Annotated in this window: 24 protein-coding genes; 14 read left to right on the top strand and 10 right to left on the bottom strand. The window is 71.7% G+C overall.

Annotation, left to right across the window (positions count from 1 at the left end; translation table 11 throughout):
* The first annotated feature begins 11 nt into the window (after positions 1-11).
* From ACFZBP_RS14015 to ACFZBP_RS13995, 5 genes are read left to right on the top strand one after another with little or no spacing between them, the layout of a single operon-like run.
* On the top strand, positions 12-1358 hold the full coding sequence (locus ACFZBP_RS14015; protein ID WP_391412917.1) for an enolase C-terminal domain-like protein: 1347 nt from the start codon (positions 12-14) through the stop codon (positions 1356-1358).
* Positions 1355-2110 (top strand): SDR family oxidoreductase, encoded by a 756-nt coding sequence (locus ACFZBP_RS14010; protein WP_391412915.1) that lies wholly within the window; start codon positions 1355-1357, stop codon positions 2108-2110. Before ACFZBP_RS14015 ends, ACFZBP_RS14010 begins: the two co-directional genes overlap by 4 nt.
* The gene (locus ACFZBP_RS14005; RefSeq protein WP_383442157.1) at positions 2107-3078 is read left to right on the top strand and encodes an aldo/keto reductase; all 972 of its coding nucleotides are present in this window, start codon (positions 2107-2109) and stop codon (positions 3076-3078) included. Before ACFZBP_RS14010 ends, ACFZBP_RS14005 begins: the two co-directional genes overlap by 4 nt.
* Entirely contained in the window at positions 3075-3389 is a 315-nt protein-coding gene (locus ACFZBP_RS14000; RefSeq protein WP_391412912.1) for an L-rhamnose mutarotase, read from the top strand. Before ACFZBP_RS14005 ends, ACFZBP_RS14000 begins: the two co-directional genes overlap by 4 nt.
* Positions 3374-4219 (top strand): amidohydrolase family protein, encoded by an 846-nt coding sequence (locus tag ACFZBP_RS13995; protein ID WP_391412910.1) that lies wholly within the window; start codon positions 3374-3376, stop codon positions 4217-4219. Before ACFZBP_RS14000 ends, ACFZBP_RS13995 begins: the two co-directional genes overlap by 16 nt.
* Here the strand turns inward: ACFZBP_RS13995 and ACFZBP_RS13990 are convergent.
* Positions 4207-5628 carry a lipase maturation factor family protein gene (locus ACFZBP_RS13990; RefSeq protein ID WP_391412908.1) on the bottom strand — a complete coding sequence of 474 codons (1422 nt, stop codon included), beginning with the start codon at positions 5626-5628 and terminating at the stop codon, positions 4207-4209. The genes ACFZBP_RS13995 and ACFZBP_RS13990 overlap by 13 nt on opposite strands.
* 110 nt (positions 5629-5738) lie before the next feature.
* Here ACFZBP_RS13990 and ACFZBP_RS13985 point away from each other — a divergent pair, with 110 nt between their 5' ends.
* The 3 genes from ACFZBP_RS13985 to ACFZBP_RS13975 all read left to right on the top strand — a co-directional run bounded on the left by ACFZBP_RS13985 (position 5739) and on the right by ACFZBP_RS13975 (position 10061).
* Positions 5739-7001 (top strand): DUF6777 domain-containing protein, encoded by a 1263-nt coding sequence (locus ACFZBP_RS13985; protein WP_391412906.1) that lies wholly within the window; start codon positions 5739-5741, stop codon positions 6999-7001.
* Between the two features lie 89 nt (positions 7002-7090).
* On the top strand, positions 7091-9166 hold the full coding sequence (locus ACFZBP_RS13980; RefSeq protein ID WP_383442171.1) for a SpoIIE family protein phosphatase: 2076 nt from the start codon (positions 7091-7093) through the stop codon (positions 9164-9166).
* Positions 9167-9197: 31 nt separating this feature from the next.
* Positions 9198-10061: a DNA-formamidopyrimidine glycosylase family protein gene (locus tag ACFZBP_RS13975; RefSeq protein WP_391412903.1), complete on the top strand. Its 864-nt coding sequence runs from the start codon at positions 9198-9200 to the stop codon at positions 10059-10061.
* Between the two features lie 42 nt (positions 10062-10103).
* Here the strand turns inward: ACFZBP_RS13975 and ACFZBP_RS13970 are convergent, their stop codons facing one another.
* From ACFZBP_RS13970 to ACFZBP_RS13960, 3 genes are all read right to left on the bottom strand, one after another.
* The gene (locus tag ACFZBP_RS13970) at positions 10104-10757 is read right to left on the bottom strand and encodes a zf-HC2 domain-containing protein (protein ID WP_383442177.1); all 654 of its coding nucleotides are present in this window, start codon (positions 10755-10757) and stop codon (positions 10104-10106) included.
* Positions 10758-10908: 151 nt separating this feature from the next.
* Positions 10909-11424 (bottom strand): hypothetical protein, encoded by a 516-nt coding sequence (locus ACFZBP_RS13965; protein ID WP_383442180.1) that lies wholly within the window; start codon positions 11422-11424, stop codon positions 10909-10911.
* A gap of 146 nt (positions 11425-11570) precedes the next feature.
* Positions 11571-12119, bottom strand: coding sequence for a sigma-70 family RNA polymerase sigma factor (locus ACFZBP_RS13960; protein WP_383443998.1), 549 nt, complete (start codon positions 12117-12119; stop codon positions 11571-11573).
* A gap of 223 nt (positions 12120-12342) precedes the next feature.
* On the opposite strand from ACFZBP_RS13960, the gene ACFZBP_RS13955 reads away from it, so the two are divergent.
* Positions 12343-13491 carry a CapA family protein gene (locus ACFZBP_RS13955; protein ID WP_391412900.1) on the top strand — a complete coding sequence of 383 codons (1149 nt, stop codon included), beginning with the start codon at positions 12343-12345 and terminating at the stop codon, positions 13489-13491.
* A 1-nt stretch (position 13492) separates the two neighbouring features.
* On the opposite strand, the gene ACFZBP_RS13950 is transcribed toward ACFZBP_RS13955, so the two are convergent.
* Positions 13493-13966: a MarR family winged helix-turn-helix transcriptional regulator gene (locus tag ACFZBP_RS13950; protein WP_383442186.1), complete on the bottom strand. Its 474-nt coding sequence runs from the start codon at positions 13964-13966 to the stop codon at positions 13493-13495.
* A gap of 57 nt (positions 13967-14023) precedes the next feature.
* Between ACFZBP_RS13950 and ACFZBP_RS13945 the strand changes: the two genes are divergently transcribed.
* Positions 14024-14839: an alpha/beta fold hydrolase gene (locus ACFZBP_RS13945; RefSeq protein ID WP_391412897.1), complete on the top strand. Its 816-nt coding sequence runs from the start codon at positions 14024-14026 to the stop codon at positions 14837-14839.
* Positions 14840-14953: 114 nt separating this feature from the next.
* Here ACFZBP_RS13945 and ACFZBP_RS13940 read toward each other — a convergent pair whose 3' ends face one another.
* Positions 14954-15415, bottom strand: coding sequence for a universal stress protein (locus tag ACFZBP_RS13940; RefSeq protein ID WP_062716040.1), 462 nt, complete (start codon positions 15413-15415; stop codon positions 14954-14956).
* Between the two features lie 88 nt (positions 15416-15503).
* On the opposite strand from ACFZBP_RS13940, the gene lysX reads away from it, so the two are divergent.
* Both lysX and ACFZBP_RS13930 read left to right on the top strand, forming a co-directional pair.
* Positions 15504-18782, top strand: a complete 3279-nt coding sequence (gene lysX, locus ACFZBP_RS13935; RefSeq protein WP_391412895.1) for a bifunctional lysylphosphatidylglycerol synthetase/lysine--tRNA ligase LysX — start codon at positions 15504-15506, stop codon at positions 18780-18782.
* A 102-nt stretch (positions 18783-18884) separates the two neighbouring features.
* Positions 18885-19736 carry a polysaccharide deacetylase family protein gene (locus ACFZBP_RS13930; RefSeq protein WP_391412893.1) on the top strand — a complete coding sequence of 284 codons (852 nt, stop codon included), beginning with the start codon at positions 18885-18887 and terminating at the stop codon, positions 19734-19736.
* 28 nt (positions 19737-19764) lie between these two features.
* Here ACFZBP_RS13930 and ACFZBP_RS13925 read toward each other — a convergent pair whose 3' ends face one another.
* A complete protein-coding gene (locus ACFZBP_RS13925; RefSeq protein WP_391413047.1) occupies positions 19765-20442 on the bottom strand; it encodes a class F sortase in 678 nt (225 codons plus the stop codon).
* A gap of 294 nt (positions 20443-20736) precedes the next feature.
* Between ACFZBP_RS13925 and ACFZBP_RS13920 the strand changes: the two genes are divergently transcribed.
* Entirely contained in the window at positions 20737-21231 is a 495-nt protein-coding gene (locus tag ACFZBP_RS13920) for a hypothetical protein (protein WP_383442199.1), read from the top strand.
* A 146-nt stretch (positions 21232-21377) separates the two neighbouring features.
* Here ACFZBP_RS13920 and ACFZBP_RS13915 read toward each other — a convergent pair whose 3' ends face one another.
* The 3 genes from ACFZBP_RS13915 to ACFZBP_RS13905 form a co-directional block, all read right to left on the bottom strand.
* The gene (locus tag ACFZBP_RS13915) at positions 21378-21896 is read right to left on the bottom strand and encodes a hypothetical protein (RefSeq protein WP_391412890.1); all 519 of its coding nucleotides are present in this window, start codon (positions 21894-21896) and stop codon (positions 21378-21380) included.
* A gap of 186 nt (positions 21897-22082) precedes the next feature.
* The gene (locus tag ACFZBP_RS13910) at positions 22083-22847 is read right to left on the bottom strand and encodes a hypothetical protein (RefSeq protein ID WP_391412887.1); all 765 of its coding nucleotides are present in this window, start codon (positions 22845-22847) and stop codon (positions 22083-22085) included.
* Between the two features lie 24 nt (positions 22848-22871).
* On the bottom strand, positions 22872-23414 hold the full coding sequence (locus tag ACFZBP_RS13905; RefSeq protein WP_391412885.1) for a hypothetical protein: 543 nt from the start codon (positions 23412-23414) through the stop codon (positions 22872-22874).
* 367 nt (positions 23415-23781) lie between these two features.
* On the opposite strand from ACFZBP_RS13905, the gene ACFZBP_RS13900 reads away from it, so the two are divergent.
* Positions 23782-24774: an SCO0930 family lipoprotein gene (locus ACFZBP_RS13900; RefSeq protein ID WP_383442211.1), complete on the top strand. Its 993-nt coding sequence runs from the start codon at positions 23782-23784 to the stop codon at positions 24772-24774.
* The last annotated feature ends 243 nt before the right edge of the window (positions 24775-25017 follow it).

The following is a 25017-nucleotide window of genomic DNA, read 5'->3' as shown; positions in this document are numbered from 1 at the left end:
AAAGGTACTCCGTGTCCCCGACCCCCGCCCGCGTCACCGCGGTCGACACCTATGACATCCGTTTCCCCACCTCGCGCGAGCTCGACGGCTCCGACGCGATGAACCCGGACCCGGACTACTCGGCCGCGTACGTCGTCCTGCGCACCGATGCCGGGGACGGGCTGGAGGGTCACGGGTTCACCTTCACCATCGGGCGGGGCAACGAGGTCCAGGTCGCCGCGATCGAGGCGCTGCGCTCACATGTCGTCGGCCGGTCCGTCGACGAGCTGTGCGGCGACCCGGGGACCCTGAACCGCGACCTGATCGGCGACAGCCAGCTGCGCTGGCTCGGCCCCGAGAAGGGCGTGATGCACATGGCGATCGGCGCCGTCATGAACGCCGTGTGGGACCTGGCCGCCAAACGCGCCGACAAGCCCCTGTGGCGCCTGCTCGCCGACGCCGACCCCGAGTGGATCGTCCGTCAGATCGACTTCCGCTACCTCACCGACGCACTCACACCCGAGGAGGCACTGACGATCCTGCGCCGGGGGCGCGAAGGCGCGCGGGAGCGCATCGCCCGGCTCCTTGAGCGCGGCTACCCGGCCTACACCACCTCCGCCGGCTGGCTCGGCTACGACGACGAGAAGCTCACCCGGCTCGCCGCCGAGGCCGTCGCCGACGGCTTCCGGCAGATCAAGCTGAAGGTCGGCGCCGACCTGGAGGACGACCTACGGCGCTGCCGTGTCGCCCGCTCGGTCGTCGGCCCGGACATCCGCATGGCCATCGACGCCAACCAGCGCTGGGACGTGGCCGAGGCGATCCGCTGGACCAAGGCGCTCGCCGAGTTCGACCCGTACTGGATCGAGGAGCCCACCAGCCCCGACGACGTCCTCGGCCACGCCGCGATCCGGGAGGCCGTCGCCCCGGTGAAGGTGGCCACCGGCGAACACGTGCAGAACCGGGTCGTCTTCAAGCAGCTCCTCCAGGCCGGTGCCCTCGACGTCCTCCAGATCGACGCGGCACGCGTCGGCGGCGTCAACGAGAACCTCGCCATCCTGCTGCTCGCCGCCAAGTTCGGCGTCCCGGTCTGTCCGCACGCGGGCGGCGTCGGCCTGTGCGAACTCGTCCAGCACCTGTCGATGTACGACTACGTCGCCGTCACCGGCACCACCGACGACCGGGTCATCGAGTACGTCGACCATCTGCACGACCACTTCCTCGACCCGGTCGTGATCAGGGAAGGTCACTACACGGCACCCACCGCGCCCGGCTTCTCGGCCGCCATGCGACCCCAGTCGATCGCGCGGTACACGTTCCCGGACGGCGCCTTCTGGGCCGCCGACCTCAAGGTCACCGACGAGAAGGGGCACGCGGCATGAGCGACTTCGACGGTCTCAAGGCGCTGGTGACAGGAGGCGCCTCCGGCATCGGCCGGGCCACGGCCGAACTCCTCGCCCAGCGCGGCGCCCAGGTCGCCGTACTCGACCTGGACCCGTCGTCGGTGGAGAAGCCGCTGCTCGCCTACAGCGCCGACGTGAGCGACGACGCCTCAGTGCGCACGGCCGTGGCCGCCGCCGTCGCCGACCTCGGCGGACTCGACGTGCTGGTCAACAACGCCGGCGTCGGCGCGCAGGGCACCGTCGAGGACAACGACGACGCCGAGTGGCACCGGGTCATGGACGTCAACGTCGTCGGCATGGTCCGCGTAGCCCGCGCCGCCCTCCCGCACCTGCGGCGGTCGGCCCGCGCGGCGATCGTCAACACCTGCTCCATCGCGGCCACGGCGGGGCTCCCGCAGCGGGCGCTGTACAGCGCGACCAAGGGCGCCGTGTACTCGCTCACCCTCGCCATGGCCGCCGACCACGTCCGCGAGGGCATCCGCGTCAACTGCGTCAACCCCGGCACGGTGGACACCCCCTGGGTCGGACGACTGCTGTCCAAGGCTCCCGACCCGGCCGCCGAACGCGCCGCCCTGGAGGCCCGCCAGCCCACCGGCCGCCTCGTCCGCGCCGCCGAGGTCGCGGGCGCCGTCGCCTACCTCGCGAGCCCGCTCTCCGGCGCCACGACCGGCACCGCCCTCGCCGTCGACGGCGGCATGCAGGGACTGCGCCTGAGGCCGGTGGGCTCGTGAACCGGCTCGGCCGCACCGACGTCGAGGTCAGCCCGCTGTCCTTCGGCGGCGCCGCCCTCGGCAACCTCTACACCGAGGTCGGCGAGCAGCAGGCGTACGAGGCGGTGGACGCCGCCTGGGACGCGGGCGTCCGCTACTTCGACACGGCCCCGCACTACGGCCTCGGCCTGTCCGAACGCCGCCTGGGCGCGGCCCTGCGCGCACGCCCCCGCGACCAGTACGTGATCTCCACGAAGGTCGGCCGCCGCCTGGAGCCGGTGCCGGACCCGGCGGGCGACGACCTGGCCAACGGGTTCGCCGTCCCCGCCGACCACCGCCGCGTCTGGGACTTCAGCGCGGACGGCGTACGACGCTGCCTGGAGGGGAGTCTGGAGCGGCTCGGCCTCGACCGCGTCGACGTCGTCTATCTGCACGACCCCGACGACCACGCCGAACAAGCCTTCCGCGAGGGCTATCCGGCGCTGGAGAAGCTGCGCTCCGAGGGCCTGGTCGGCGCGATCGGCGCCGGGATGAACCAGGCCGAGATGCTCACCCGCTTCGTCACCGACACCGACGTCGACGTGGTGCTCTGCGCCGGCCGCTACACGCTGCTCGACCAGAGCGCGCTCGACGACCTGCTGCCCGTGGCCGTCGAGTGCCACACCTCCGTCGTCGTCGGCGGCGCCTTCAACTCCGGCCTCCTCGCGGACCCCAGGCCGGACGCGACGTACGACTACAGCCGTGCGCCGCGCGAGTTGCTGGACCGCGCCCTGCGCATGAAGTCCCTCGCCGAACGCCACGGCATCACCCTGCGGGCCGCCGCCCTCGCCTTCTGCGCCGCGCACCCGGCCGTCGCGAGCGTCCTCGTGGGCGCCCGCTCGGCCGACGAGGTCCGGGACTGCGCCGAGCAGTTCGCCACGGAGGTGCCGATGGCGTTCTGGCAGGAGCTGCTGGAGTCCGGCCTGCTGTCCGACAAGGAACCGTCATGAGAGTCGCCCTGCACACCAAGGTCCGCGCGGACCGCGTCACCGAGTACGAGGGCGCCCACCAGGAGGTGCCGGTCGAACTCACGGACGCCATCCGGGCCGCCGGTGCCACCTCCTGGACGATCTGGCGCAGCGGCACCGACCTCTTCCACGTCCTGGAGTGCGCGGACTACGGCCGCCTCCTCGCCGAGCTGGAGAAGCTGCCGGTCAACGTGGCCTGGCAGGCCCGCATGGCCGAACTGCTGGACGTGGTGCACGACTACTCCGGCGAGGGCGCGGACGCCGGCCTGCCCGTCGTATGGGAGCTGCCGTGACGGTCGTCGACGCCCACCACCACGTCTGGGACCTCTCGGTCCGGGACCAGGACTGGATCACCGGCCCCGAACTGGCCCCACTGCGCCGGAACTTCACGGTCGCCGACCTCGCCCACGAGGCGCGGGCCGCCGGAGTCGACCGCACGGTCCTCGTCCAGACGGTCACGGTCGCCGAGGAGACCCCGGAGTTCCTGGCCCTCGCCGCCGAGCACGACCTCGTCGCGGGCGTCGTCGGCTGGACCGACCTCACCCGCCCCGACGTCGCCGACGAACTGGCCCGGCTGCGGGAGCTGCCCGGAGGCCGGTATCTGAAGGGCATCCGCCACCAGGTCCAGGGCGAGCCCGACCCGCGGTGGCTGCTGCGGGCGGACGTACGGCGCGGGCTGGCCGCCGTGGCGGAGGCGGGGCTGGTCTACGACCTGGTCGTCCTCCCGCACCAGCTGCCGGCCTGCGTCGAGGCCGCCGCGGACCACCCCGGTCTCACCTTCGTCCTGGACCACCTGGGCAAACCTCCCATCGCCTCCGGCGAGCGGGAACCCTGGGAGACGGCGGTCCGCTCCCTGGCCGCCCTGTCCAACACCGTCTGCAAGGTCTCCGGCATGGTCACCGAGGCCGACCTCGCCTCCTGGACGGTCGCCGACCTGCGCCCGTACGCCGACGTCGTCCTGGACGCCTTCGGCCCGGAGCGGCTGATGTTCGGTTCCGACTGGCCGGTGTGCACGCTGGCGGCGTCGTACGGCCAAGTGATCGACACGGCACGTGAGCTGACGGAGAAGTCCGACCTCCGGCAGATCTTCGAGACCACCGCCGCCCGGGTCTACGACCTCTGAGCCACCCCGGCCAGCCTGGTCGGCGGCAGGTACTCCCGCACATAGGTCCGCTCCCAGCACGCCCCCGTCTCCCGCAGCTCACGCCATGTCGTGTAGCGGTACCGGAAGAGACGGGCGCGGATGTAGCGCGGCGGTGCGTCGGGCGGGAACGGGGAGCGGCGCAGCAGCTTCAGCGTGGCGCGGTCGTTCTCCAGGAGCCGCTCCACCAGCGTGCCGAACCACGACCCGGCGTACGCGGGCGACAGTGCGGCGAACCACATCAGCCAGTCCAGCCGCAGATGGTAGGGCGCGAACTGCCGCGGCCAGCGCCGGGGATCACCCGGCTTGCCCTTGAACTCGTACTCCCGCCAGTCCGAGTCCTCCCGCGGCACGTCGTCGTCGGTGCCCTCGATCACCACCTCGTACCGGATCCGGCTGACGCTGCCGAAGGCGCCGTAGGTGTTGACCAGATGGAGCGGGTCGAAGGAGCGGTTCATGATCTGGCGGCGGGAGACCATGTTGGCGACCGGATGGTAGCTCAGGAGGACGAGGAGCGCGGCGACCGCGAGGACCACGACCTCGTACCACCGTGGTGCGCCCGGTGCGGACGGCGGATCGCCCGGGAACTCGATCGCCGACAGGGCCAGCACGATGGTGATCCAGTTCAGCCAGGAGAAGTTGCCCGACAGGACCAGCCACAGCTGGGTGACGACCATCAGGGCGGCGGCGGCCGTCGCGATCGGCTGGGGAGTGAAGAGGAGGACGGGGACGACGAGTTGCGTGACGTGGTTCGCGGCCACCTCGACCCGGTGCAGCGGCCTCGGCAGATGGTGGAAGAACCAGCTCAGCGGGCCCGGCATCGGCTGGGTCTCGTGGTGGTGGTCCAGGCAGGTGAGCCTGCGCCAGCACTCGTCTCCCCGCATCTTGATCAGACCCGCGCCGAACTCGACGCGGAACAGGATCCAGCGGAGCAGGAACAGCACCACGATCGGCGGCGCCACCTCGTCGTTGCCGAGGAAGACCGCGAGGAAGCCGACCTCCAGCAGCAGCGACTCCCAGCCGAACGAGTACCAGGTCTGGCCGACGTTCACGATCGACAGGTACAGCGCCCACGGGACCAGCCACAGCAGCATGGCGGCCCACAGCGGCACGGCGTTGTCCAGCCCGGCCAGCAGCGCCCCCGACACCGCGGCGCCCGACCAGGCGCACCCGGCGAAGAAGCGGTCCGAGTAGTGGAGTTGGAACAGGCTCGGCGCGGCCCTGAAGCGCACCTGTGCGACGAAGCGCGGCACGGGCAGCATGCCGCGCTCACCCATCAGCGCCCGGAACTGGAGGGCCGCCGTCAGGAACGCGACGAGATACACGCCGGCCAGAGCCCGCTGGAAGACCAGCCGGCTCGTCCAGTAGTCCGGTGCGATGAACCACTCCACGGCCCGTCCCCTCCTCTCCTCATTGTCGCGCCACCCGACTCAGGTGACTCTCCGTATGCCACTTCTCCGCTTGCGTAACCCGAGTGAGTGAAGCAGACAATAGGGGCGAAATGCCCGAGAACCGGCGGGAGGACGTGGTGCGGACACCCACCCGAACCCTCGTCACGGCCTGCGCGCTCTCGGCGGCGCTCGTCGTCGCCGGATGCGGTGACAGCGACGAGAGGGACGTACGAGCGGACGGCGACGTCCTCCTCCAGCCCGCCGCCGACCAGGGCCCGGACCCCTTCACCGAGTCCACGGCGACCACGGCCGTCGCCCCGCCCCCGGTCACCCGGACGCCCGGGCCTGCGCGGTCGGGCCGAACCGGGCTCCGGTCCCTGTCCGGCGAGACCCCAGGCCTGTACGGCGGCACCCGGGGCACCGGCAGCTGCGACGTCCGGCGGCAGATCGACCGGCTCACCGCGGACCGGGCCAAGGGGCGCGCCTTCGCCCGGGCCGCGGGCATCTCCCGGGCGTCGATCCCCGGCTATCTGCGCGGACTCACCTCGGTGGTCCTGCGCGCCGACACCCGGGTCACCGACCACGGGTTCCGCGACGGCACGGTGACCGGCTACCAGTCCGTCCTCCAGGCCGGCACCGCCGTCCTCGTCGACCGTCACGGCGTGCCGCGCGTCCGCTGCGCCTGCGGCAACCCGCTCGCCCCGCCCGCCGACCGGCACGGCAGGGGCGGCACCAGCGGGCGGGCCTGGTCCGGATACCGGCCGGACCAGGTGATCGTGGTGGCCCCGACCGTCCAGGTGATCACCGACATCACGATCATCGACATCGCCCACCACTCCTGGATCGAACGCCCCGTAGGCCATCGCGGCCACGACCACGACCATCTCGTACGGCCCCCGAAGCCGGCACCCCCGACCCGGACCCCGGTCCCGCATCCGCACGACCCCGGCTCCGGCACCCCCAGCGCCTCGCCCGGCGAGCCGACCTCCCCGCCCGAGCCACCGACCGACTGCGCGACCTCGACGGCCGCTGCCAACCCCGCCGCCCCGGTCGACTCACCGGCCAAGACCCCGGTGAATGCGCCCGGCGACTGCCCCACCCCTACCCCCACGGCCACCGCCTCGGCGTCGTCGCTGAAGCCACCCGACGAGCCCGGCCCCGCCACCTCCCGCCCGGAACCGGAGGCCTCGCCGGTCACCCCCGACTCCCCGAACGGCTCGGACACCCGGGAGGAGACCGGCCCCGAGACCGTCCCGGACACCCCTGACACGCTCGACGGCGGCGGGCTCGTCCCCGACGCCCCGGACGACCCCGACACCCCCTCCGCCACCGACAGCATCTTCGGCAGCCCCACCGACGTCTTCGACGGCTGACCGGAGCCCGTGGAGCGGTCGTGGAACCGAGCGAAGGCAGTTCCGTCACCCCGGTCGAAGAATCCGGCAAACCCTGGCAAGGTGGCCCCATGGTTGATCGGGGAGCGAGCGCCCTGTCACTCCCGGACGACTGGCCCGCCCACCCGGATCCGATCCTGGCGCTCAACCGCATGGGCAGCTTCGACTGGGACCTGGACTCCGGCCAGTTCCACATGGACGCCCAGGCCCACGAGGTCTTCGACCTGCGCCCCGACGAATACGACGGCAACCCCGCGACCCTGGCGATCCGGGTCCCGCCGCCGGAGGCCTACCGGCTGGACGGCCTGGTCTCCAAGGCGATGAAGGACGGCAGCGAGAACTACGGCGTCTACTTCCGCATCCGCTGCCGCGACGGCACCCTGCGCTGGACCCACACGCAGGGCTACATCCGCCGCGACGAGACCGGCCGCCCGCGCCGCATCATCGGCATCGTCCGGGACGCCACCGACGAACTCGCCGAGAGCGAGGAGCGGCGCGAGCAGGCGGCCGAGGACGAGGCACGCCGCCAGCAGACCAGCGTCGTCCAGCTCACCACCGCCGCCCTCGCTCACGCCCGCACCGTCCAGGACGTCATCGACGTCCTCAAGGACACCCACGGCATCACCCACCTCGGCGCCACCAGCCTGGTCATGGGCCTGGTCGAGGCCGGCCGCATCCGGCTGGTCGCCGAGGGCCCCGCGGGCAGCTTCGTGCCCGGGACCATGGTCACCCGGATCGACGAGCAGTACCCGATGAGCGAGGTCGTACGGACTCTCGGCCCGCGCTTCATCGAGTCGCCGGAGGAGTTCGCCGAGCGCTACCCGGTCCTCTGGCCGCACATCACCGACCTGCACATCACGTCCGCCGCCTACATGCCGCTGATCGCCCAGGCCAGGCCGATCGGCGCCATCGGCCTGCTCTACAGCGACCGGCGCGGCTTCTCCGCCGAGGACCGCAATGTGCTCGTCGCCCTCGGCAGCAGCATCGCGCAGAGCCTGCAGCGGGCCATGTTCTACGAGCAGGAGAAGGACCTCGCCACCGGCCTCCAGCAGGCCATGCTGCCGCGCACCATCCCCAGCGTGCCCGGCGCCGACGTCGCCGTCCGCTACCGTTCCGGCTCCCTCGGCCGGGACATCGGCGGCGACTGGTACGACCTGATCCCGCTGCCGGGCGGCCGGGTCGGCGCGGTCATCGGCGACGTCCAGGGCCACGACACGCACGCCGCCGCCGTCATGGGCCAGCTGCGCATCGTCCTGCGCGCCTACGCCGCCGAGGGGCACACCCCGGCCACCGTGATGGCCCGCGCCTCCGTGTTCCTGCACGAGCTGGACACCGACCGCTTCGCGACCTGCCTCTACGCGGAGGCCGACCTGTCCACCGGAGTCGTCCAGGTGGTCCGGGCCGGCCACATCGACCCGCTGCTGCGGGAACCCGGCGGCGCCTGCCGACGCGTGCCCGTCGAGGGCGGGCTGCCGCTCGGCCTGTCCGCCGAGTTCGGGCGGCTCGAATACCCGGTCGGCACCATCGAACTGGACTCCGACCACACCCTGCTGCTGTGCACCGACGGCCTGGTCGAACAGCCCGGCGCCGACCTGGACGACGGCATGCAGACCCTCACCGCGCTCATCGCCACCGGCCCGAACGACGTACGGGACCTCGCGGACCGACTCATCGACGTCGCCGAGGAACGCGGCGGTGACGACGACGTGGCCCTGCTCCTGCTGCGCCGCCGCGTCCTGGACGCCCCGCAGGCCGGCGGCCGCCTCCAGCAGCACGTCGCCCCCGGCGACCCCGAAGCCCTGACCGGCGCCCGGCACATGATCCGCGCCGCCGTGCGCGCCTGGAGCGCCGGCGACCGGGCCGACGAGATCGAACTGGTCGCCGACGAGCTGATCACCAACGCCCTCATGCACACCGAGGGCTCCGCCGTGGTGACCCTGCGGGTCCTCACCGGCTCCGACCGCCGGCTGCGCGTCGAGGTCGAGGACTCCTCCAGCGCCCTGCCCCGGCGCCGTGAGGCGGGCGAGTCGGGTGTCTCCGGCCGCGGCCTGCTCCTGGTCGACCTGCTCACCGACGTGTGGGGCGTGGAGGCCCGGGGCGGCGGCAAGGCGGTGTGGTGCGAGTTCGTCGTGCCGGAGCGGAGCTGAGGCTGTCGGTGCCGGGTGGCACTCTGGACGTATGCCGGAACTCCCCGAGGTCGAAGCGCTCAAGGACTTCCTGACCGAGAACCTGGTCGGCCACGAGATCGTGCGGGTGCTGCCCGTCGCCATCAGCGTCCTCAAGACGTACGACCCGCCCGTCAGCGCCCTGGAGGGCCACGAGGTCACCGCGGTGCACCGCTACGGCAAGTTCCTCGACCTGGAGACGGCCGACGGCCCCCGTCTGGTGACCCACCTGGCGCGCGCGGGCTGGCTGCACTGGAAGGACGAACTCCCGAGCGGCATGCCCCGCCCCGGCAAGGGCCCGCTCGCGCTGCGCGTGGCTCTGGAGACCGGCGCCGGCTTCGACCTGACCGAGGCGGGCACCCAGAAGCGCCTCGCGGTGTACGTCGTCCAGGACCCGCTGCAGGTCCCCGGCATCGCCCGCCTCGGCCCGGACCCCCTCGCCGACGACTTCGACGAGGCGCGTCTGGCGGCCCTGTTGAAGGACGAGCGCCGCCAGATCAAGGGCGCCCTGCGCGACCAGAGCCTCATCGCCGGGGTCGGGAACGCCTACAGCGACGAGATCCTGCACGCGGCGAAGATGTCCCCGTTCAAGCTGGCGGCGTCCCTGACACCCGAGGAGACGGCCAGGCTGTACGAGGCCCTGCGCACGACCCTCACCGAGGCGGTCGGGCGCTCGCGCGGGGTGGCGGCCGGACGCCTCAAGGCCGAGAAGAAGAGCGGCCTGCGTGTCCACGGCCGCACCGGCGAACCCTGCCCGGTCTGCGGAGACACCGTCCGCGAGGTCTCCTTCAGCGACTCCTCGCTCCAGTACTGCCCGACCTGCCAGACGGGCGGGAAGCCGCTGGCGGACCGGAGGCTGTCGCGGTTGCTGAAGTAGCCGCACCGAGGCGTGAGCGGCCGCACCGGGGGCTCGAGCGGCCTACCGGGGCGTGAGCGTCACCAGGTGCTCCCCGCCCGCCGTGCGGACCTCGTAGCGGACGATGTCGTCGGTGTGCATCGCCGAGGCGCCCGTCATGGTGTTCTCGCCGGAGCCGTGGTCGGAGGCGTGCCAACTGGTCACGGTCTCCTCCGAGCCGTCCCGGCCGATGGCGATCAGATGACAGGGACGCTGACCCGCACCGTCCTTCACCTTCAGCTCCACCTGGCTGCCGTAGGCCTCGTTCTCGGTGGTGACCTGAGCCCACACCCCCGAGCGCGCGTCGGTCGCCTGGAGCACCTGGGCGCTCCCGTCGTCGCCGCTCGCCATCATCGCGACCCCGGGCCCGGCGAGGGCGATCACCAGCGAGGCGGCCACGGCGTACAGCGTGCGCCGGCGCCGGGCGCGATGGCGGGCCGCCACCGCGTCGAGCAGCCGGTTCAGCAGCTGCGGGCCCGGCCTGGTCATGGGGTGCACGAACTGGGGCGTCGACCGCCGGTACAGCATCAACTGGCGGGTGATGGGCCCGAACTCGGTCACGTGTGCCGCGCAGCGGGGGCACTCCATGAGGTGGTCCTCGAAGCGGAACGCCTCCGCCTCGTTCAGCACGCCGAGCGCGTACGCGGCGACGTCGCGATGCCTCTCCAGGGACCTCATGCCGAATCCTCGTGCCGTTGGGTGTGGGGTGTGTTACTCCTTGCGCCCACTGGTACGCACCAGGCAGTCGAATCACTCAAGGCCGACACCGAATCGCAACCAAGGGATTCGGAGCCGTCGGCGGCGAGGATTGGTCCGTGGCGAAAAGAACTCAGAAAAGGTGGATGGCGAGGTGCCCGAGCGGCAGCCCCAGCTGCCACGCCGGTGTCCACACCTTGGGTCCCTCGTCCTCCCCGACCAGCGCCCCGCCGCCCGGCACCGCGTTCAGGTCGGGCGCGAGCAGCTCGGTCTCCTGGAGCCAGCGCCAGGCCGCCTCGGCCAGTTCCAGGTCGGGCGCGGGCCCGCCGGACCGGACCGCCTCGGCGGCCAGACCCGCCATGCGCTCGCGCACCCAGTCCTGCCACGGCTGGTCGTAGGCCGTCAGCGACAGCCACGTCTCCAGCTGGGTGACGACGCGGATGCCGGACAGCTCGCCGTCGGTGTCGGACAGGAAGATGGTCAGCGCCAGGGCGTCGCGCCCGGCGCGGAACTCGAAGGACGTCGGCGGCATGAGATCGCCGGTCCGCAGCAGCTCGTCGGCGATGTACTCGGCGTACAACCACGCCATGGGGACGGTGAGTTCACCGCCGCCGGTGCCGTCCGTGCTCTCTTGACCTCTGTGCAGCATCCCTTCCTGCCTTCCTCCGGTGAGTGCGTCGCCCTACCCCGGGGCCTTGGGCCCTGGCCCAATCCGGAACACGGATGAGGACAGCCGATTACTCAACCGGGGTGTTCAGCAAGGCGCTTTACGGAGGTTTGACTCTCCCATTGGTTTCACCGCAGGTCGGCCGCGTATCCCGGAAGCACCCGGCGCAGGGCCCGCAGCGCGTAGTACGCGCGGGACTTCACCGTACCGGGCGGAATACCCAGGGTTTGAGCGGCTTCCGCAACACTCGCCCCTTGGAAGTACACGAGCACCAGGACTTCACGGTGCTCCGGAGTGAGTGTCTTCACAGCCTCGCGCACATCGAGCATCTCCGCGGCCCGCTCGGCGTGATCGGAGATCACCCGCGCGTTCTCCAGGACCGCGTCCCCGACCTCCGGCGGCCGCGCCTGCCGGGCCCGCCGCGCGTCGATGGCGAGCCGCCGCCCGACGGTCATCAGCCAGGGCCGTACGGAGTCGAAGTCGTCGGCGCGCAGGGCCTCGGGATGCTGCCAGGCGCGCACCAGCGTCTCCTGGACGAGGTCCTCGGCGCGCTGCCGGTCCCCGTCGCAGAGCCGGAGCAGCAGCGCGAAGAGGGGCCGGCCGTGCTCCCGCTGCAGTGCGGCGAGCTCGTGCTCGGCGGTCGTCGTCCCGTTGGTGAGGGTGGTTCCGGCCGTCATGGCCGTATGGCATCGCAGGCCGCGGTTCCGGGACAGGGCGCGCACACGGATCTGCGGCGGACGGTCGATCGCGTCGGCGAACGGTTCGACGAACGGTCCCTTCCGCATGGGCCGGTCCCAAGGGGTGCGCGCCGGACGGGCTAACGAAAGTGGCCGGATTGTTTGCGGGCGGGTAGGGCTTCGTACCTATTGATCCGTATATACGACCACAAGGGGTGAGCCGATGATCCCACGCAGTCGACTTGTGGCCCTCGCCGCGACGGCCGTTCTCGCGGCAGGCGCCGCATGCCAGGCCCACAGCCGGGAGGTTCCGGGGCAAGCGGGTCCGTCCGGCAAGGGGGCTGGTGGCTTCACGCTCGTCGCCTCCGGCGACGTCCTGCCGCACGCCTCGATCATCGAACGGGCGCGCTTCGACGCGGGCGGCACCGGATACGACTTCCGCCCCATGCTCGCCGGAGCCAGGCAGGTGGTGTCCCGCGCGGATCTGGCGCTGTGTCATATGGAGACCGTCTACGGCGAGAAGGGCCACTACACCGGCTACCCGCTCTTCAAGTCCCCGCCGGAGGTGGCCCGAGGGCTCGCCGCCACCGGCTACGACGGCTGCTCCACCGCTTCCGACCACAGCCTCGACGACGGGGCCGCCGGCATCCTGCGCACGCTGAACGCCCTCGACCGGGCGAAGGTGCGGCACGCGGGGACGGCGCGCACGGCCGACGAGGCGCGCACGGTCACCGTGCTGCGCGCCGGCCAGGCCAAGGTCGCGCACCTGGCGTACACGTACGGGGTCAGCGGCTTCCCGCTTCCGCCGGGGCAGCCCTGGGCGGTCAACATGATCGACGAGAGCAGGATCCTGGCGGACGCCCGGGCCGCCCGGAAGTCGGGCGCCGACGTGGTCGTCGTCTCGCTGCACTGGGGCACCGAATGGCAGGACAGGCCCGACGACGAACAGGTGACCCTGGCCCGCGACCTCACGGCCGCCCGCACCGACGGCCGCCCCGACATCGACCTGATCCTCGGCACCCACGCCCATGTCCCGCAGGCGTACGAGAAGGTCAACGGCACCTGGGTGGTCTACGGCATGGGCGACCAGATCGCCGGGGCGATGTACAACGACCGGGGCGTGCAGGACCCGCGCGGCAACCAGTCCACGCTGGCCCGCTTCACCTTCGCCGCGCCGGACCGCAAGGGCGGCCGCTGGGAGGTGGCGAAGGCCGAGTTCGTCCCGCAGCTGTTCGACATCGACGCCGGCCGGGTGGTCGACCTCAACCGGGCGCTCGCCAAGGGGGCCGACGTGCGCGGTGTCCGGGACCGGATCCGGGACGTCGTGCTGAGCCGGGGGGCCGGGAAGGACGGGCTCACCATGGGGGAGTAGGTCAGTCCGGGTCGACGTCGTCGAAGGTCTTCATCATCTGCTTCAGCACCCGCACGCACGCCCGGAGTTCGGCCTCGGTCAGATCGCCGCCGACCTGCCGGTTCAGGGCGTGCTCGCGGGCGAGGATCGCGGTGATGACGGCCTCGCCGTCGGCCGTGATCCGGATCAGCGAGGACCGCTGGTGCGCGGGGTTGGGGGTGGCCTCGGCCCAGCCCCTGGCCGTCGCGTCGTTGACCATGCGCTGCACGAACTGCCGGGTCAGCGTCATGACGCGGGCCATCTGGGGCACCGTCATCGGCCCGTACCGGTGGAGCAGGGTCAGGACGGAGCGCACACCGACGGACACCCCCTCGATCTCCTGGCCCTGTTCGAGCTTGCGCAGGCCGCGCCGGTAGAGCGCGCCGATCAGGTCGAACACCTCGCTCACGCGGTGGCCGAGATCGTCGGGTGGCAGCGGTGCGTCGATGTCGTTCACCCGGCCATCATGACACCTTGGTTGCCAAACTCGGCAGTAGATGACACCTTGGTTGTCATGACAGTTGCTTCGGAACTGACCCGCTTCACGTCCGCCGACGGCGATCTCGCCTACCTCGACACCGGCACCGGCGACCCCGTGGTCCTGCTCCACTCCGGGTACGTCGACCACCGGGTCTGGCGCGAACAGATACCGGTCCTCGCGGCCGACCACCGTGTGATCGCCCTGGACGTCCGCGGTCACGGGGCCTCAGCCAACGCCTCCATGCCCTTCCGCTGGGCCGACGACGTGGCCGCCCTCCTGCGCCATCTCGACGCCGGACCCGCGGTCCTCGTCGGCCTGTCCATGGGCGGGCTGATCGCCACCAACACGGTCCTGGAGTATCCGGAGCTGGTCCGCGCGGTCGTCACCTGCGGCGCCGCGACCGGGGAGTTCCAGTACACCGATCCCTGGACCCAGGTGCTCCAGGCCGAGATGGCGCGCACCCTCGCCGCGGGGGACATCGAAGGCTGGCTCGCCGCCTTCGTGCAGGTCGTACCAGGCGAACACCGGTCCCTCGACGACGTCGACCAGGACATCCTGCGCCTGGTACAGGACATGGCCCGTGGCACGCTCGCCAAGCACACACCCGGCGAGAAGGACTGGTTCGTACCCGTGACCGACACCTTCGCCCGGGCGGCGGAGATCACCGTCCCCCTGCTCACCCTCAACGGCGGCCTGGAACCCGCCGACATGCTCGCCGCCGCCGAGCGCCTCGCCACCACCGCCCGGAACGGCCGCTCCGAGATCATCAGCGGCGTCGGCCACTACCCGAACCTGGAGAAGCCGGAGATCTACAACCGGATCCTGGCCGAGTTCCTGCACACCCTCTGACGCGGGCCGGCGCGGTTCAGCCGGGTCGTCCCGGACACGGTGCAAGGGCCGGGTCCATGGCCCGGTCAGGAGCCAGAGACGTCCACGCCGAAGGCGGTCACAGCGTCATCCTCGCTAGGGAACCACCGTCACCGGCCACCGCCCCGCCTTCACCAACCGCACCGCGACCGAGCCCACGATCCGGTGGCCGGCCTGTTCCGACGCGCCCACCACCACCGCGTCGGCCTTCAGGTCGTCCGCCGCCTTCACCAGGCCGTTGTAGGGGTCGCCCTGGAAGGTGTGGAACTCCCAGCGGACGTCGAATATCCCCTTGAGCCGCTCGGTGGCGTCCCGGATCTGGGCGATCAGGCTCTCGGCGATCTCGTTGGTCGTCTCCGCGACCGGCGCCCCGAGCGCCGCGCCCGCCGTCATCACCGGCTGCACGTACACGACGGCGAGCAGCGCGCGCTGCCGTCGCGCGAGACCACCGGCGTACGCCGCCGCGCGGAGCGAGGAGTCGGAGCCGTCCACGCCGACCACGATGACCTTGGGCCCGTCCGTGCCCCGCTCGAACTGGTGCGAGTGCTGTTCCGTCACGGCACGGAGGCTATCGGAAGCCCCAGGTCCGCCTGGCGGGCAGGACGCTCGACGGGCGAGGAGGCCGCGCTCTTCCTAGAGTCGGAACATGAGTGCCACCGTGGAGGCCACCCGGGAGAAGAGCACCAAGGGCCCGATACGGTCGCCCCGGCACGGCGCCCTGAGGAGGGTGCCGGAGGGTTTCGCGACCTTCTTCGGCGCCCTCGGACTGCTCTGCGTCCTGCTGGCCCTCATCCCACCGCTGCGCACCGCGCTCCGCCCCGTCGTGCGCTTCCTCGACCAGCTCATCGTCCCGGTCAGCGCCAACCTCGCCTACGCCGTCTTCCTCTTCCTGCTCGCCGCCGCGACGGCCGCCCGCAAGAAGATCGCCTGGTGGTTGGTCGTCGTCTACCTCGGGCTGCTGATCCTGAGCGACCTGCTCGGCACGGTGTTCGGCGACTACGCGGACTCCGTCCCGTCCCTGATCGTGTGCGCCCTCGCCCTGGCCCTCCTCATCCTCGCCCGCGGGGAGTTCTACGCCGTCTCCCGTCGCGCCGCCGTCCGCCGGGCCCTCGGCGTCCTCGTCGTCGGGCTCGTCATCGGCATCCTGGTCGGCTGGGGACTCGTCGAGCTGTTCCCCGGCACCCTGCCACGGGGCCAGCGGCTGGCCTGGGCCGCCGACCGGGTCTGCGGCGGCCTCGTCTCCGGCACCACCTACGACGGACGCCCGCCCCGCCCCCTCTACTTCCTGCTCGGCCTGTTCGGCGCGCTCGCGCTCCTCAACGCCGCCACGACGCTCTTCCGCTCCCAGCGCATGGAGGCCGCCCTGCACGACGACGAGGAGGCCCGCATCCGCGCCCTCCTCAGGGCCTACGGCGGCCAGGACTCCCTCGGCTACTTCGCCACCCGCCGCGACAAGGCCGTCGTCTTCTCGCCCAGCGCAAAGGCCGCCGTCACCTACCGCGTCGAGGCCGGCGTCTGCCTCGCCAGCGGAGACCCCGTCGGCGACCGCGAGGCCTGGCCGCACGCCATCGCCGTCTGGCTGGACGCCGCCCGCCGGCACGCCTGGGTGCCCGCCGCGATGGGCGCCTCCGAGGACGGCGCCACCGCCTACGCCCGCGCCGGCCTCGGCGCCCTCCAACTCGGCGACGAGGCCATCCTCAACGTGCCGGACTTCGACCTCGACGGCCGCGACATGCGCGTGACCCGGCAGGCCGTCCACCGCGTCCGCCGCACCGGCGCCCACTGCCGTATCCGCCGCCACTCCACCCTCACCGAGACCGAGATGGAGGAAGTGATCGGCAAGGCCGACCACTGGCGCGACACCGAGACCGAACGCGGTTTCTCCATGGCCCTTGACCGCCTCGGCGACCCCGCCGACGGCGACTGCCTCCTCGTGGAGGCCCTCGGCGAGGACGGTGAACTGCTCGCCCTGCTCTCCTTCGTGCCCTGGGGCAAGGACGGCGTCTCCCTGGACCTGATGCGCCGTGACCGCTCCGCCCCCAACGGCGTCATGGAGTTCATGGTCGCCGAGCTGTGCGCGGTGGCCCCGAAGCTGGGCATCCGCCGGATCTCGCTGAACTTCGCCGTCTTCCGCTCGGTCTTCGAGGAGGGCGCCCGCATCGGCGCCGGACCCGTACTGCGGCTGTGGCGGCGGCTGCTGCTGTTCTTCTCCAAGTGGTGGCAGCTGGAGGCCCTCTACCGCTCCAACGCCAAGTACAACCCGCAGTGGTTCCCGCGCTTCATCTGCTACGGCGAGGCCGCCTCCCTCGCCCGGATCAGCCTCGCGTCGGGCATCGCCGAGGGGTTCGTCGCCGTTCCGTCGCTGCACAAGCTCCGCAGAAAGGGGCACCCGCGAGGCGGGCCACGTCCTGCCACCACCGAAGGACTGCCCTCGCTGGCGGCGCTCGGCCTCGACGGAGGGGACGAGGCCGGGGCCGCCGGGCCGGATGCGGGCCTGCCCGAGCAGGTCCGCATCCGGCACCACACCCTCGACCGGCTGCGCGCCGACGGCGTCGACCCCTACCCGGTCGGCATCCCCGCCCGCACCCACGCCCTCGCCGACGTCCGCGCGGGTGAGCGGGTCACCGTCGCCGGCCGGATCATGCTGGTCCGCGACTTCGGCGGCATCGTCTTCGCCGTCCTGCGCGACTGGTCCGGCGACCACCAGCTCGCCCTCACCCGGGCGGAGTCCGGCGCCGCCCTCGACCGCTTCACCGCCGACACCGACATCGGTGACCTCATCAGCGCCACCGGCCTGGCCGGCGTCAGCGACAAGGGCGAACCCACCGTCTTCGTCACCTCCTGGCAGCTCATCGGCAAGTGCCTGCGCCCCCTGCCCGACAAACGCCGCGGCCTCGCCGACCCCGAGGCCAAGGTCCGCATGCGCTATCTCGACCTGGTCTCCAGCCCCGCCGCCCGCGACGTGGTCCGCGCCCGCTCCACCGCCGTCCAGGCCGTACGCCAGGGCCTGCTCCAGCGCGGCTTCCTCGAGGTCGAGACACCGGTGCTCCAGCAGATCCACGGCGGCGCCAACGCCCGCCCCTTCACCACCCACATCAACGCCTACGACCTCGACCTCTATCTGCGCATCGCCCCCGAGCTGTACCTCAAGCGGCTCTGCGTCGGCGGTGTCGAGAAGGTCTTCGAGATGGGCCGCACCTTCCGCAACGAGGGCGTCGACTACAAGCACAACCCCGAGTTCACCATCCTGGAGGCCTACCAGGCGTACGCCGACTACGACGTGATGCTCCACCTCGTCCGCGAACTGATCCAGGGCGCCGCCACCGCCGCCTACGGCGCACCCGTCGCCCACCAGGACGGCAAGGAGTACGACATCTCCGGGCAGTGGCAGGTCAAGACGGTGTACGGCGCCATCTCCGAGGTCCTCGGGGAGGAGATCGACCCCGACACCGAACTGCTCCGCCTGCACCGGCACTGCGACCGCCTGGGCGTGCCGTACGTCGCCGACGACGGCCACGGCGACGTGGTCCTGGAGATGTACGAGCGCCTGGTCGAGGAGAAGACCCTCCTGCCCACCTTCTACAAGGACTTCCCCACCGACGTCTCCCCGCTCACCCGCCAGCACCGCACCGACCCCCGCCTCGCCGAACGCTGGGACCTCGTCGCCTTCGGCACCGAACTCGGCACCGCCTACTCCGAACTCACCGACCCCGTCGAACAGCGCCGCCGTCTCACCGCTCAGTCCCTGCTCGCCGCCGGCGGCGACCCCGAGGCCATGGAACTCGACGAGGACTTCCTCGACGCCCTCGAATACGCCATGCCCCCCACCGGAGGCCTCGGCATCGGCGTCGACCGCCTGGTCATGTTCCTCACCGGCCTGACCATCCGCGAGACCCTGCCGTTCCCCTTGGTACGCCGCCGCTGAAGGGGTGTCAGGGGCCTCACGGCTCGGCCGCGCGGGTGTATTCGTACCTCCGTACCGGTGTCGTACTGGTGCGTCGGTCGCTCGCCGGGCGACTGATGAGTCATGACGAAGGATCAGCTGCCCACCAGTCCGCTCACGCGACGCCGTGCGCTGCTCGCCGGCGTCGCCGCCGTCGGAGCGGCCGGCAGCGCCGGGCTGCTGGCGACGGTCACGGGCAACGGTGACGAGCCGGTCCGGGCCGCCCCTGCCGCGGGCCCGCAGGCACGTCCCGCGCTCAAGCCCTCCTCATACCGCCTCCAGCCCCTGACGGGCTACGCCCCGCCCCGGGCCGCGCCCCGCCCCACCCTCGTACGGCGCGAACCCCTGCTGCGGGTGCCCGGCCGCGGCCGCACCATGGTGCTCACCTTCGACGACGGACCCGACCCGCGCTACACGCCGTACATCCTGGACACCCTGCGCGAGTACGACGTCCGCGCGATGTTCTTCGTGTGCGGCGAGATGGTCGTCGACAACAAGGACCTGCTGGCCCGGATGGCCGAGGAGGGCCACGTCGTCGGTAACCACACCTGGTCCCATCCGCTGCTCACCCGTCTCGGCCACGCCCGGATCCGCAAGGAGATGGAACGCACCAGCGACGTCATCGAGGCAAGCTACGGCGAACGCCCCGTCTGGTTCCGCGCCCCCTACGGCGCCTGGAACCGAGCCACCTTCCGGATCGGCGCCGAACTCGGCATGGAGCCGCTCGCCTGGACCGTCGACACCCTCGACTGGACCGCCCCCGGCACCCGCACCATCGTCGACCGGGTGGAGAACGGCGCCGCCCCCGGCGTCGTGATCCTCTCGCACGACGCCGGGGGCGACCGCTCGCAGAGCGTCCGGGCCCTGCGCACCTATCTGCCGCAACTGCTGGACGCCGGATATCACGTCACGGTCCCCGCACGGCGTTACCGGTGACGGCTCCCGCCCGCCCGGCCGAGCACCCTCAGCGGACCTCGACCAGGCTGGCGAAAGCGACGACGTTCCCGTCATAACCACCCTGTTTGGTGAAACCGCCCCCGCAGGTGATGACCCGCAGTTCCGCGCTTCCCTTCGAGGCGTACACCCGGTCACCGGGGAAGTTGTTCTTCTCGAACACCTCGATGCCGTAGATCTCGAAAACGGCCGTCTTTCCGTCCTTGCGGGCGATCTCGACGCGATTTCCCTTCTGCAGGCCGCCGAGCCCGTAGAACACGGCGGGGCCCTGGGTGTTGTCGACATGGCCGACCACCACCGCCGTGCCCTTCTCGCCCGGAGAGACGGAACCCGTGAACCAGCCCGCCAGATTGGGGTCCTCCGGCGGCGGCGCCCCGACCCAGCCGTCCACGTCCAGGCCGACCGGGATGACCGGGGCGTCCACCTGGATCCCGGGAATCCTGACCCGCTCCGGCAGCGCGTACGACAGCGGCTGCACGGCACCGGCGAAGAGCCCGCCGGACACCCTGCGGTCCGGGGCGGCCGCCGAGGCGGGCTGCGGCGGCCCCTCGTCGAATTCGCCCGAGCCATTGCGGACGAGCGCGAGACCGGTCAGCAGGACCAGCGCTATCACACCCCAAGGCGCACGCTTCTTCCGGCGCTCCTCCTCTTCGGCCAGCTCGGCCAGCTCAGCCTCGGACGCAGACATATCGCGCATACGTGAACGCTAAGTCCCACGCGCGCAACCGGCGACGGCACAGATACGAACGGGTGGCCCGCCCCCTTTCGGTGCGCCATCCGAGTTGCCACCGGCAGGAAAATTCTGACGGTCCGTGACCTGCGGCAATTCCGATTGTGGGGTGATCGGTCGGCGTGTCCTCTCACCAGGACGGACCATTGCCGAAATGCGACCTCGGGCAGGGCATCTGAGGGTCTTTCTGGGAGGCGCTTTCTCGCCGATCGACCGGGGACGGTTCCCGGGGCGTCTTCCGCGGAGGATCACATGCGTACTACACGTGCCATGGCGGCCGCTGCCACCGCGGTAGCCGCTCTCAGCCTCGCCGCCCCCGCGGCCGTCGCCCGCGACGGCATGCCCGTCGGCCCGAGCAACATCGTCGCCATGCCCAGCGCCATCGCCCGCGGCGGCCAGCTCACCATCACCGTCGACAACTGCCCGCGGGGCGGCACCGCCACCTCGGACGCCTTCCGGCCCACCCGCCTGAACCCCGTCCACGGCAGCAACACCGCGCGGGGCACCGCGACGGTCAACAGGAACGCGCGGCCGGGCCCGCACAGCATCACGGTCGTCTGCGACTCCAGGAGCCTGACCAACCCGGCCGCCTTCAGCGTCATCGGCGGCGTCCAGGGCGGTCTCGGCGGCAGCAGCTCCACCGGGGCGACGCCGACCGACATGGCCATCGGAGGCGGGCTCATCGCCGTCGCCATCGTCGGTGGCGGCGTGTTCTGGATGCGCCGCCGCGCGGAGAAGCGGGCCTGACGCGGCGCCCGTCGCCGGCGGATCCGCCGCGGACAGCCCCCCCGCACAGCCCTCTCGCACGAACTCGGGCCTTCGCCCCGGCCCCCTCCTGGGGATCCGGGGCGAAGACCTGAGCGAAGGCGGGAGCGGTGGGACGGGCGGCGGTGTCAGGCGCCGTCCTCGTCGGTGCGGCGCCGGGAGAGGTGGTACGCCGTCCCCAGGGCGCCCGTGACGAGCGCGGCGCCCAGACCGAGTTCCTTGAGGTTCAGCCCGGCGAAGCTGCCGCCCCCGCCGGCGTGCACGCCCTTGTGCGGATGATCGGGACGCACCGGGGCGGGCCGGCCGCCGGCGATCGTGAGGTCGACGCTCTGCCAGAACGTGCCGCAGTAGAACGACACCTCGTACACGGCACCAGACCTCGCGTCCCGGTCGACCGTGGTCCTGGCCGTCGTCCGCCCCCGGGGAATGGTGACCGTGTCGAAGACCGCCGACGCCACGGTCACGCTCTGCTCGCAGCCGCTCGCGTGCAGCGTGACCCGCCCGCCGGGCGCGACGGTGGCGGGCAGAACTCTGGCCCAGAAACCCGAGTCGTCCTCGTACGCCCGGGCGGCCGGGGCGGTCAGTGCGGTCAGGGCGAGGGCGGTGGCACCCAGCAGTGCCGCCGAAGTGACGCGTATCGCGCGCATGGTGGTTCCTCCGGGTTCCCCGAGGAGCAGCCGCGGACCTCTTCCGCTTGCGACGGAAATGCACCTCGATGGACGAAACGCTAGGAAGGTGCGTCCACCTGCGCGATTGCTGTCGTACGAATGGGTCAACCGTGTGGGCCGCTCAGGGGACGGTGTCTCCCGGGGGCCCACACGGTTGACGGGCGGTCAGCCCTTGATGTGCGGGAAGAGTTCCAGGAACGGTTCGGCCGATGCCGTCACGCCCCGGCTGTAGGGCGCGTCGAAGTCCCAGATCAGGAAGAGCAGGAAGGCGATCAGCGCGGAGAACAGCCCGGCCAGGACCAGCTCACGGGGTGTGCGCCGGATCTGGAGGGCGAAGATCATCCCGATGGTGACGACGCCGCCCGCGATGAGCCCGAACCACACCACGCCCGGCATGGTCTCCCCGGTCGAGTTCGCCCTGGCGTTGCGCGCCTGGTCGGCGGCGGTCACCTGGTCCAGCAGCGGCTGGTAGGCCTGTGCCTCGAAGTCCGTCCCGGGCTCGTAGTCGGTGACGTCCTCCCGGATGCGCTGGAAAAGTTGGGAGCCGCGCTCGGTCATCCGGCCGTCGTCCGCCATCGCCTTCCACTCGGTGTTGACGACGTGTCCGACATAGGCGTTGACATCCTCCCGAATGCGGTCGCGGATGTCGGCGGGATAGACCCGGACCCGCTCCGAGACCTCGTGCAGCGCGACGGCCTCGGCCTGGACGTGGTCCTGGGCGGCGCTGCGGCCCTCCCAGACGCCGGCGATGGCCAGACCCAGGACGATGGCGTAGACCACGCCGATCCACATCGTCATGTACTCGATGACGTCCGGGGTCTCGGAGGGATCCTCGTCCTCGGGAGCCGTGCGGTGCCGCAGGAGGGTGATGATGACCACCACGGCACAGGCGGCCAGCATCGCGAGGGTGAGAACAAGCCATTCCGGCAAGAGAAGCCTCCAGGGTCAGCGGGGTCAGCGCGGCCGCAGCGCGGCCACGGCGGCGATGGCGGGCGCCGCGATGAGCAGGACGAAGGTGAGGGGCGACGGGGCGTCACGGGCCGGCCGCCGGTGCTGACCGGCGCGGTAGGGCGGGTAGTGCACCGGCGTCACGGACGGACTCGGGGTGGGCCTGACCGACGGCTTCGGAGTGGGTGTCGGAGGTACCGGCCGCGGACGGGGCGGCGCGGGGCGCGGGGCCGGGGGCGCCTGGGTCGTCGGCGGTGGGGGCGGCGGGGGTGGCGGTGGCTCGGGTTCCGGGGTGGGCGTGGGCTTCGGAGGGGGCGTCGGGGTGGGATCCGGCGAGGGCGACGGCGTGGGCGTGGGGGTGGGGGTCGGCGTGGGCGTCGGGGTCGGTGTGGGGGTCGGTGTCGGGCAGTGCGGGGGAGTCGGCCAGGTGAGGCTCCCGACGACCGCGACCGCCCTCGCGCCGTCCGGTCCGGTGTCGGCGTACGCGCAGACCGTGGCCTCCGCCACGGAGGCCGGTGCCGACACCAGGAGCCAGGTCAGCGTCAGCACCGTCAATACCCTTGAGGTCAGGGTGGATTGGGTCGGTTCGAGTCCATGCACGACGAAGATCCTGAGCCAGTGCGCGCTTTCACACGCCGGAGAGTGAGGGGATTGCCCCGAACGGGCGACGTATGCCCCACGAAAGGTTTGATCAGGGGCGGACGCGTAACCGCTGAGGCGCACGGATGTGTGACACGGCGCGACAGCCGGGGCGGGTGAGGCGCCGGGGTTCACAGGTGCGATGCGGGCGGTGTCACAGGTTCCGGAAAGAAATTCGTGCGCCGGTTGAACACCGGCATGGCTCTCGTGCGTACCTCTTGTCGTGCGGCGGCGCAGCAGGGCGCTGCAACACCCTTGTGAGTATGGGGAGTTGACGATGAAGACCTCGTGGCGGAGCGCCTCGCTCGTGGTGAGCGCCGTGGCGGTGGCGGCGCTGACGACGGCATGCGGCTCGGAGACCGCCCCGCCGGCGAGCAGCCAGAACGTGGGTGCCACGGCCGCGGCCGGGGACTACGGAACCGCCGGCACCGGCCTGGGCAACGGATCCGGTTACGACGCCGGCGCGGCGGGCCAGGAGGCCGCCACGCAGTCGAGCTCGGCCGGTGAGCTCGCCGTCTCCACCAACCAGGAACTCGGCAAGGTGCTGACCGACAGTGCCGGTCTGACGCTCTACCGCTTCGACAAGGACACCGTGGAGCCGCCGAAGTCGAACTGCGACGGCGACTGCGCCAAGAAGTGGCCGCCGGTCCCCGCGGACGACGCCACGGCCGGGGCCGGCATCGACAAGGCGCTGCTCGGCTCGGTCACCCGCTCCGACGGCACCAAGCAGCTGACCGTCGACGGCTGGCCGGCGTACCGCTATGCGAAGGACGTCAACGCGGGCGACGTCAACGGCCAGGGTGTCGGCGGCACTTGGTACGCGCTCGCCCCCGACGGCAAGAAGGCGCAGGGCGGCGCGGAGGGCGGAGCCGAGGCGGGCGACCTGCCCGGTCTGTCCACCCGCAAGGACGCCAAGCTCGGCGAGATCGTCATCGACAAGAACGGCCACACGGTCTACCGCTTCATGAAGGACTCGCCCTGGCCGATGAAGACGGCGTGCACCGGCGAGTGCCTGGAGAAGTGGCCGGTCATCGCGCCGGTCGACGCCAAGGACACCGAGGACATCGACCTGAAGGGCTCCGGCCCCAGGGGTCAGGGCTACGTGGTCTTCGACCGGCCCGACGGGATCAAGCAGCAGACCATCGACTGCGTGCCGATCTACACCTTCGCCGGTGACAAGAAGCCCGGCGACACCAACGGTCAGGGCGTCGGCGGCACTTGGTTCGCCATCCGCCCCGACGGCAAGCCGGTCGGCGCGTCGGAACAGTAGAGATCACACCTCCCCAGGGTTGATCGCCTCACCAGTCGAACACGCACGGACCGCGGAGGGAGGGACGAGGACAGCGAGAGTGCCGGACGAACGGCCGGCGCGCCGACCCACCGGTCCGCCCCCGCGGCTCCACGCGCGGGGGCGGACCGGTCTGCCGTGATTCACCGTGGTTCTCCGCCCTCTTTCACCATGGTTCGCAACTCTGTGGAATGCTTCGCATGCTTTCGTGAAGAGTGCGTGGGG

It is taken from the genome of Streptomyces sp. NPDC008086 (genome assembly GCF_042957325.1).
In the GTDB taxonomy this organism is placed as follows: domain Bacteria; phylum Actinomycetota; class Actinomycetes; order Streptomycetales; family Streptomycetaceae; genus Streptomyces.
This window is presented reverse-complemented; position numbering and strand designations above follow the sequence as displayed.

Bases quoted from the DNA above. Each gene is read 5' to 3' on its own strand.
- ACFZBP_RS13925 (WP_391413047.1), bottom strand. From the start codon at position 20,442: ATGTCTGCGTCCGAGGCTGAGCTGGCCGAGCTGGCCGAAGAGGAGGAG.
- ACFZBP_RS13915 (WP_391412890.1), bottom strand. From the start codon at position 21,896: ATGCGCGCGATACGCGTCACTTCGGCGGCACTGCTGGGTGCCACCGCC.
- ACFZBP_RS14000 (WP_391412912.1), top strand. From the start codon at position 3,075: ATGAGAGTCGCCCTGCACACCAAGGTCCGCGCGGACCGCGTCACCGAG.
- ACFZBP_RS13965 (WP_383442180.1), bottom strand. From the start codon at position 11,424: ATGCTGCACAGAGGTCAAGAGAGCACGGACGGCACCGGCGGCGGTGAA.
- ACFZBP_RS13955 (WP_391412900.1), top strand. From the start codon at position 12,343: ATGATCCCACGCAGTCGACTTGTGGCCCTCGCCGCGACGGCCGTTCTC.
- ACFZBP_RS13995 (WP_391412910.1), top strand. From the start codon at position 3,374: ATGGGAGCTGCCGTGACGGTCGTCGACGCCCACCACCACGTCTGGGAC.
- ACFZBP_RS14010 (WP_391412915.1), top strand. From the start codon at position 1,355: ATGAGCGACTTCGACGGTCTCAAGGCGCTGGTGACAGGAGGCGCCTCC.
- ACFZBP_RS13930 (WP_391412893.1), top strand. From the start codon at position 18,885: ATGACGAAGGATCAGCTGCCCACCAGTCCGCTCACGCGACGCCGTGCG.
- ACFZBP_RS13985 (WP_391412906.1), top strand. From the start codon at position 5,739: ATGCCCGAGAACCGGCGGGAGGACGTGGTGCGGACACCCACCCGAACC.
- ACFZBP_RS13980 (WP_383442171.1), top strand. From the start codon at position 7,091: ATGGTTGATCGGGGAGCGAGCGCCCTGTCACTCCCGGACGACTGGCCC.
- ACFZBP_RS13975 (WP_391412903.1), top strand. From the start codon at position 9,198: ATGCCGGAACTCCCCGAGGTCGAAGCGCTCAAGGACTTCCTGACCGAG.
- lysX (WP_391412895.1), top strand. From the start codon at position 15,504: ATGAGTGCCACCGTGGAGGCCACCCGGGAGAAGAGCACCAAGGGCCCG.
- ACFZBP_RS13920 (WP_383442199.1), top strand. From the start codon at position 20,737: ATGCGTACTACACGTGCCATGGCGGCCGCTGCCACCGCGGTAGCCGCT.
- ACFZBP_RS13945 (WP_391412897.1), top strand. From the start codon at position 14,024: ATGACAGTTGCTTCGGAACTGACCCGCTTCACGTCCGCCGACGGCGAT.
- ACFZBP_RS13970 (WP_383442177.1), bottom strand. From the start codon at position 10,757: ATGAGGTCCCTGGAGAGGCATCGCGACGTCGCCGCGTACGCGCTCGGC.
- ACFZBP_RS13900 (WP_383442211.1), top strand. From the start codon at position 23,782: ATGAAGACCTCGTGGCGGAGCGCCTCGCTCGTGGTGAGCGCCGTGGCG.
- ACFZBP_RS13960 (WP_383443998.1), bottom strand. From the start codon at position 12,119: ATGACGGCCGGAACCACCCTCACCAACGGGACGACGACCGCCGAGCAC.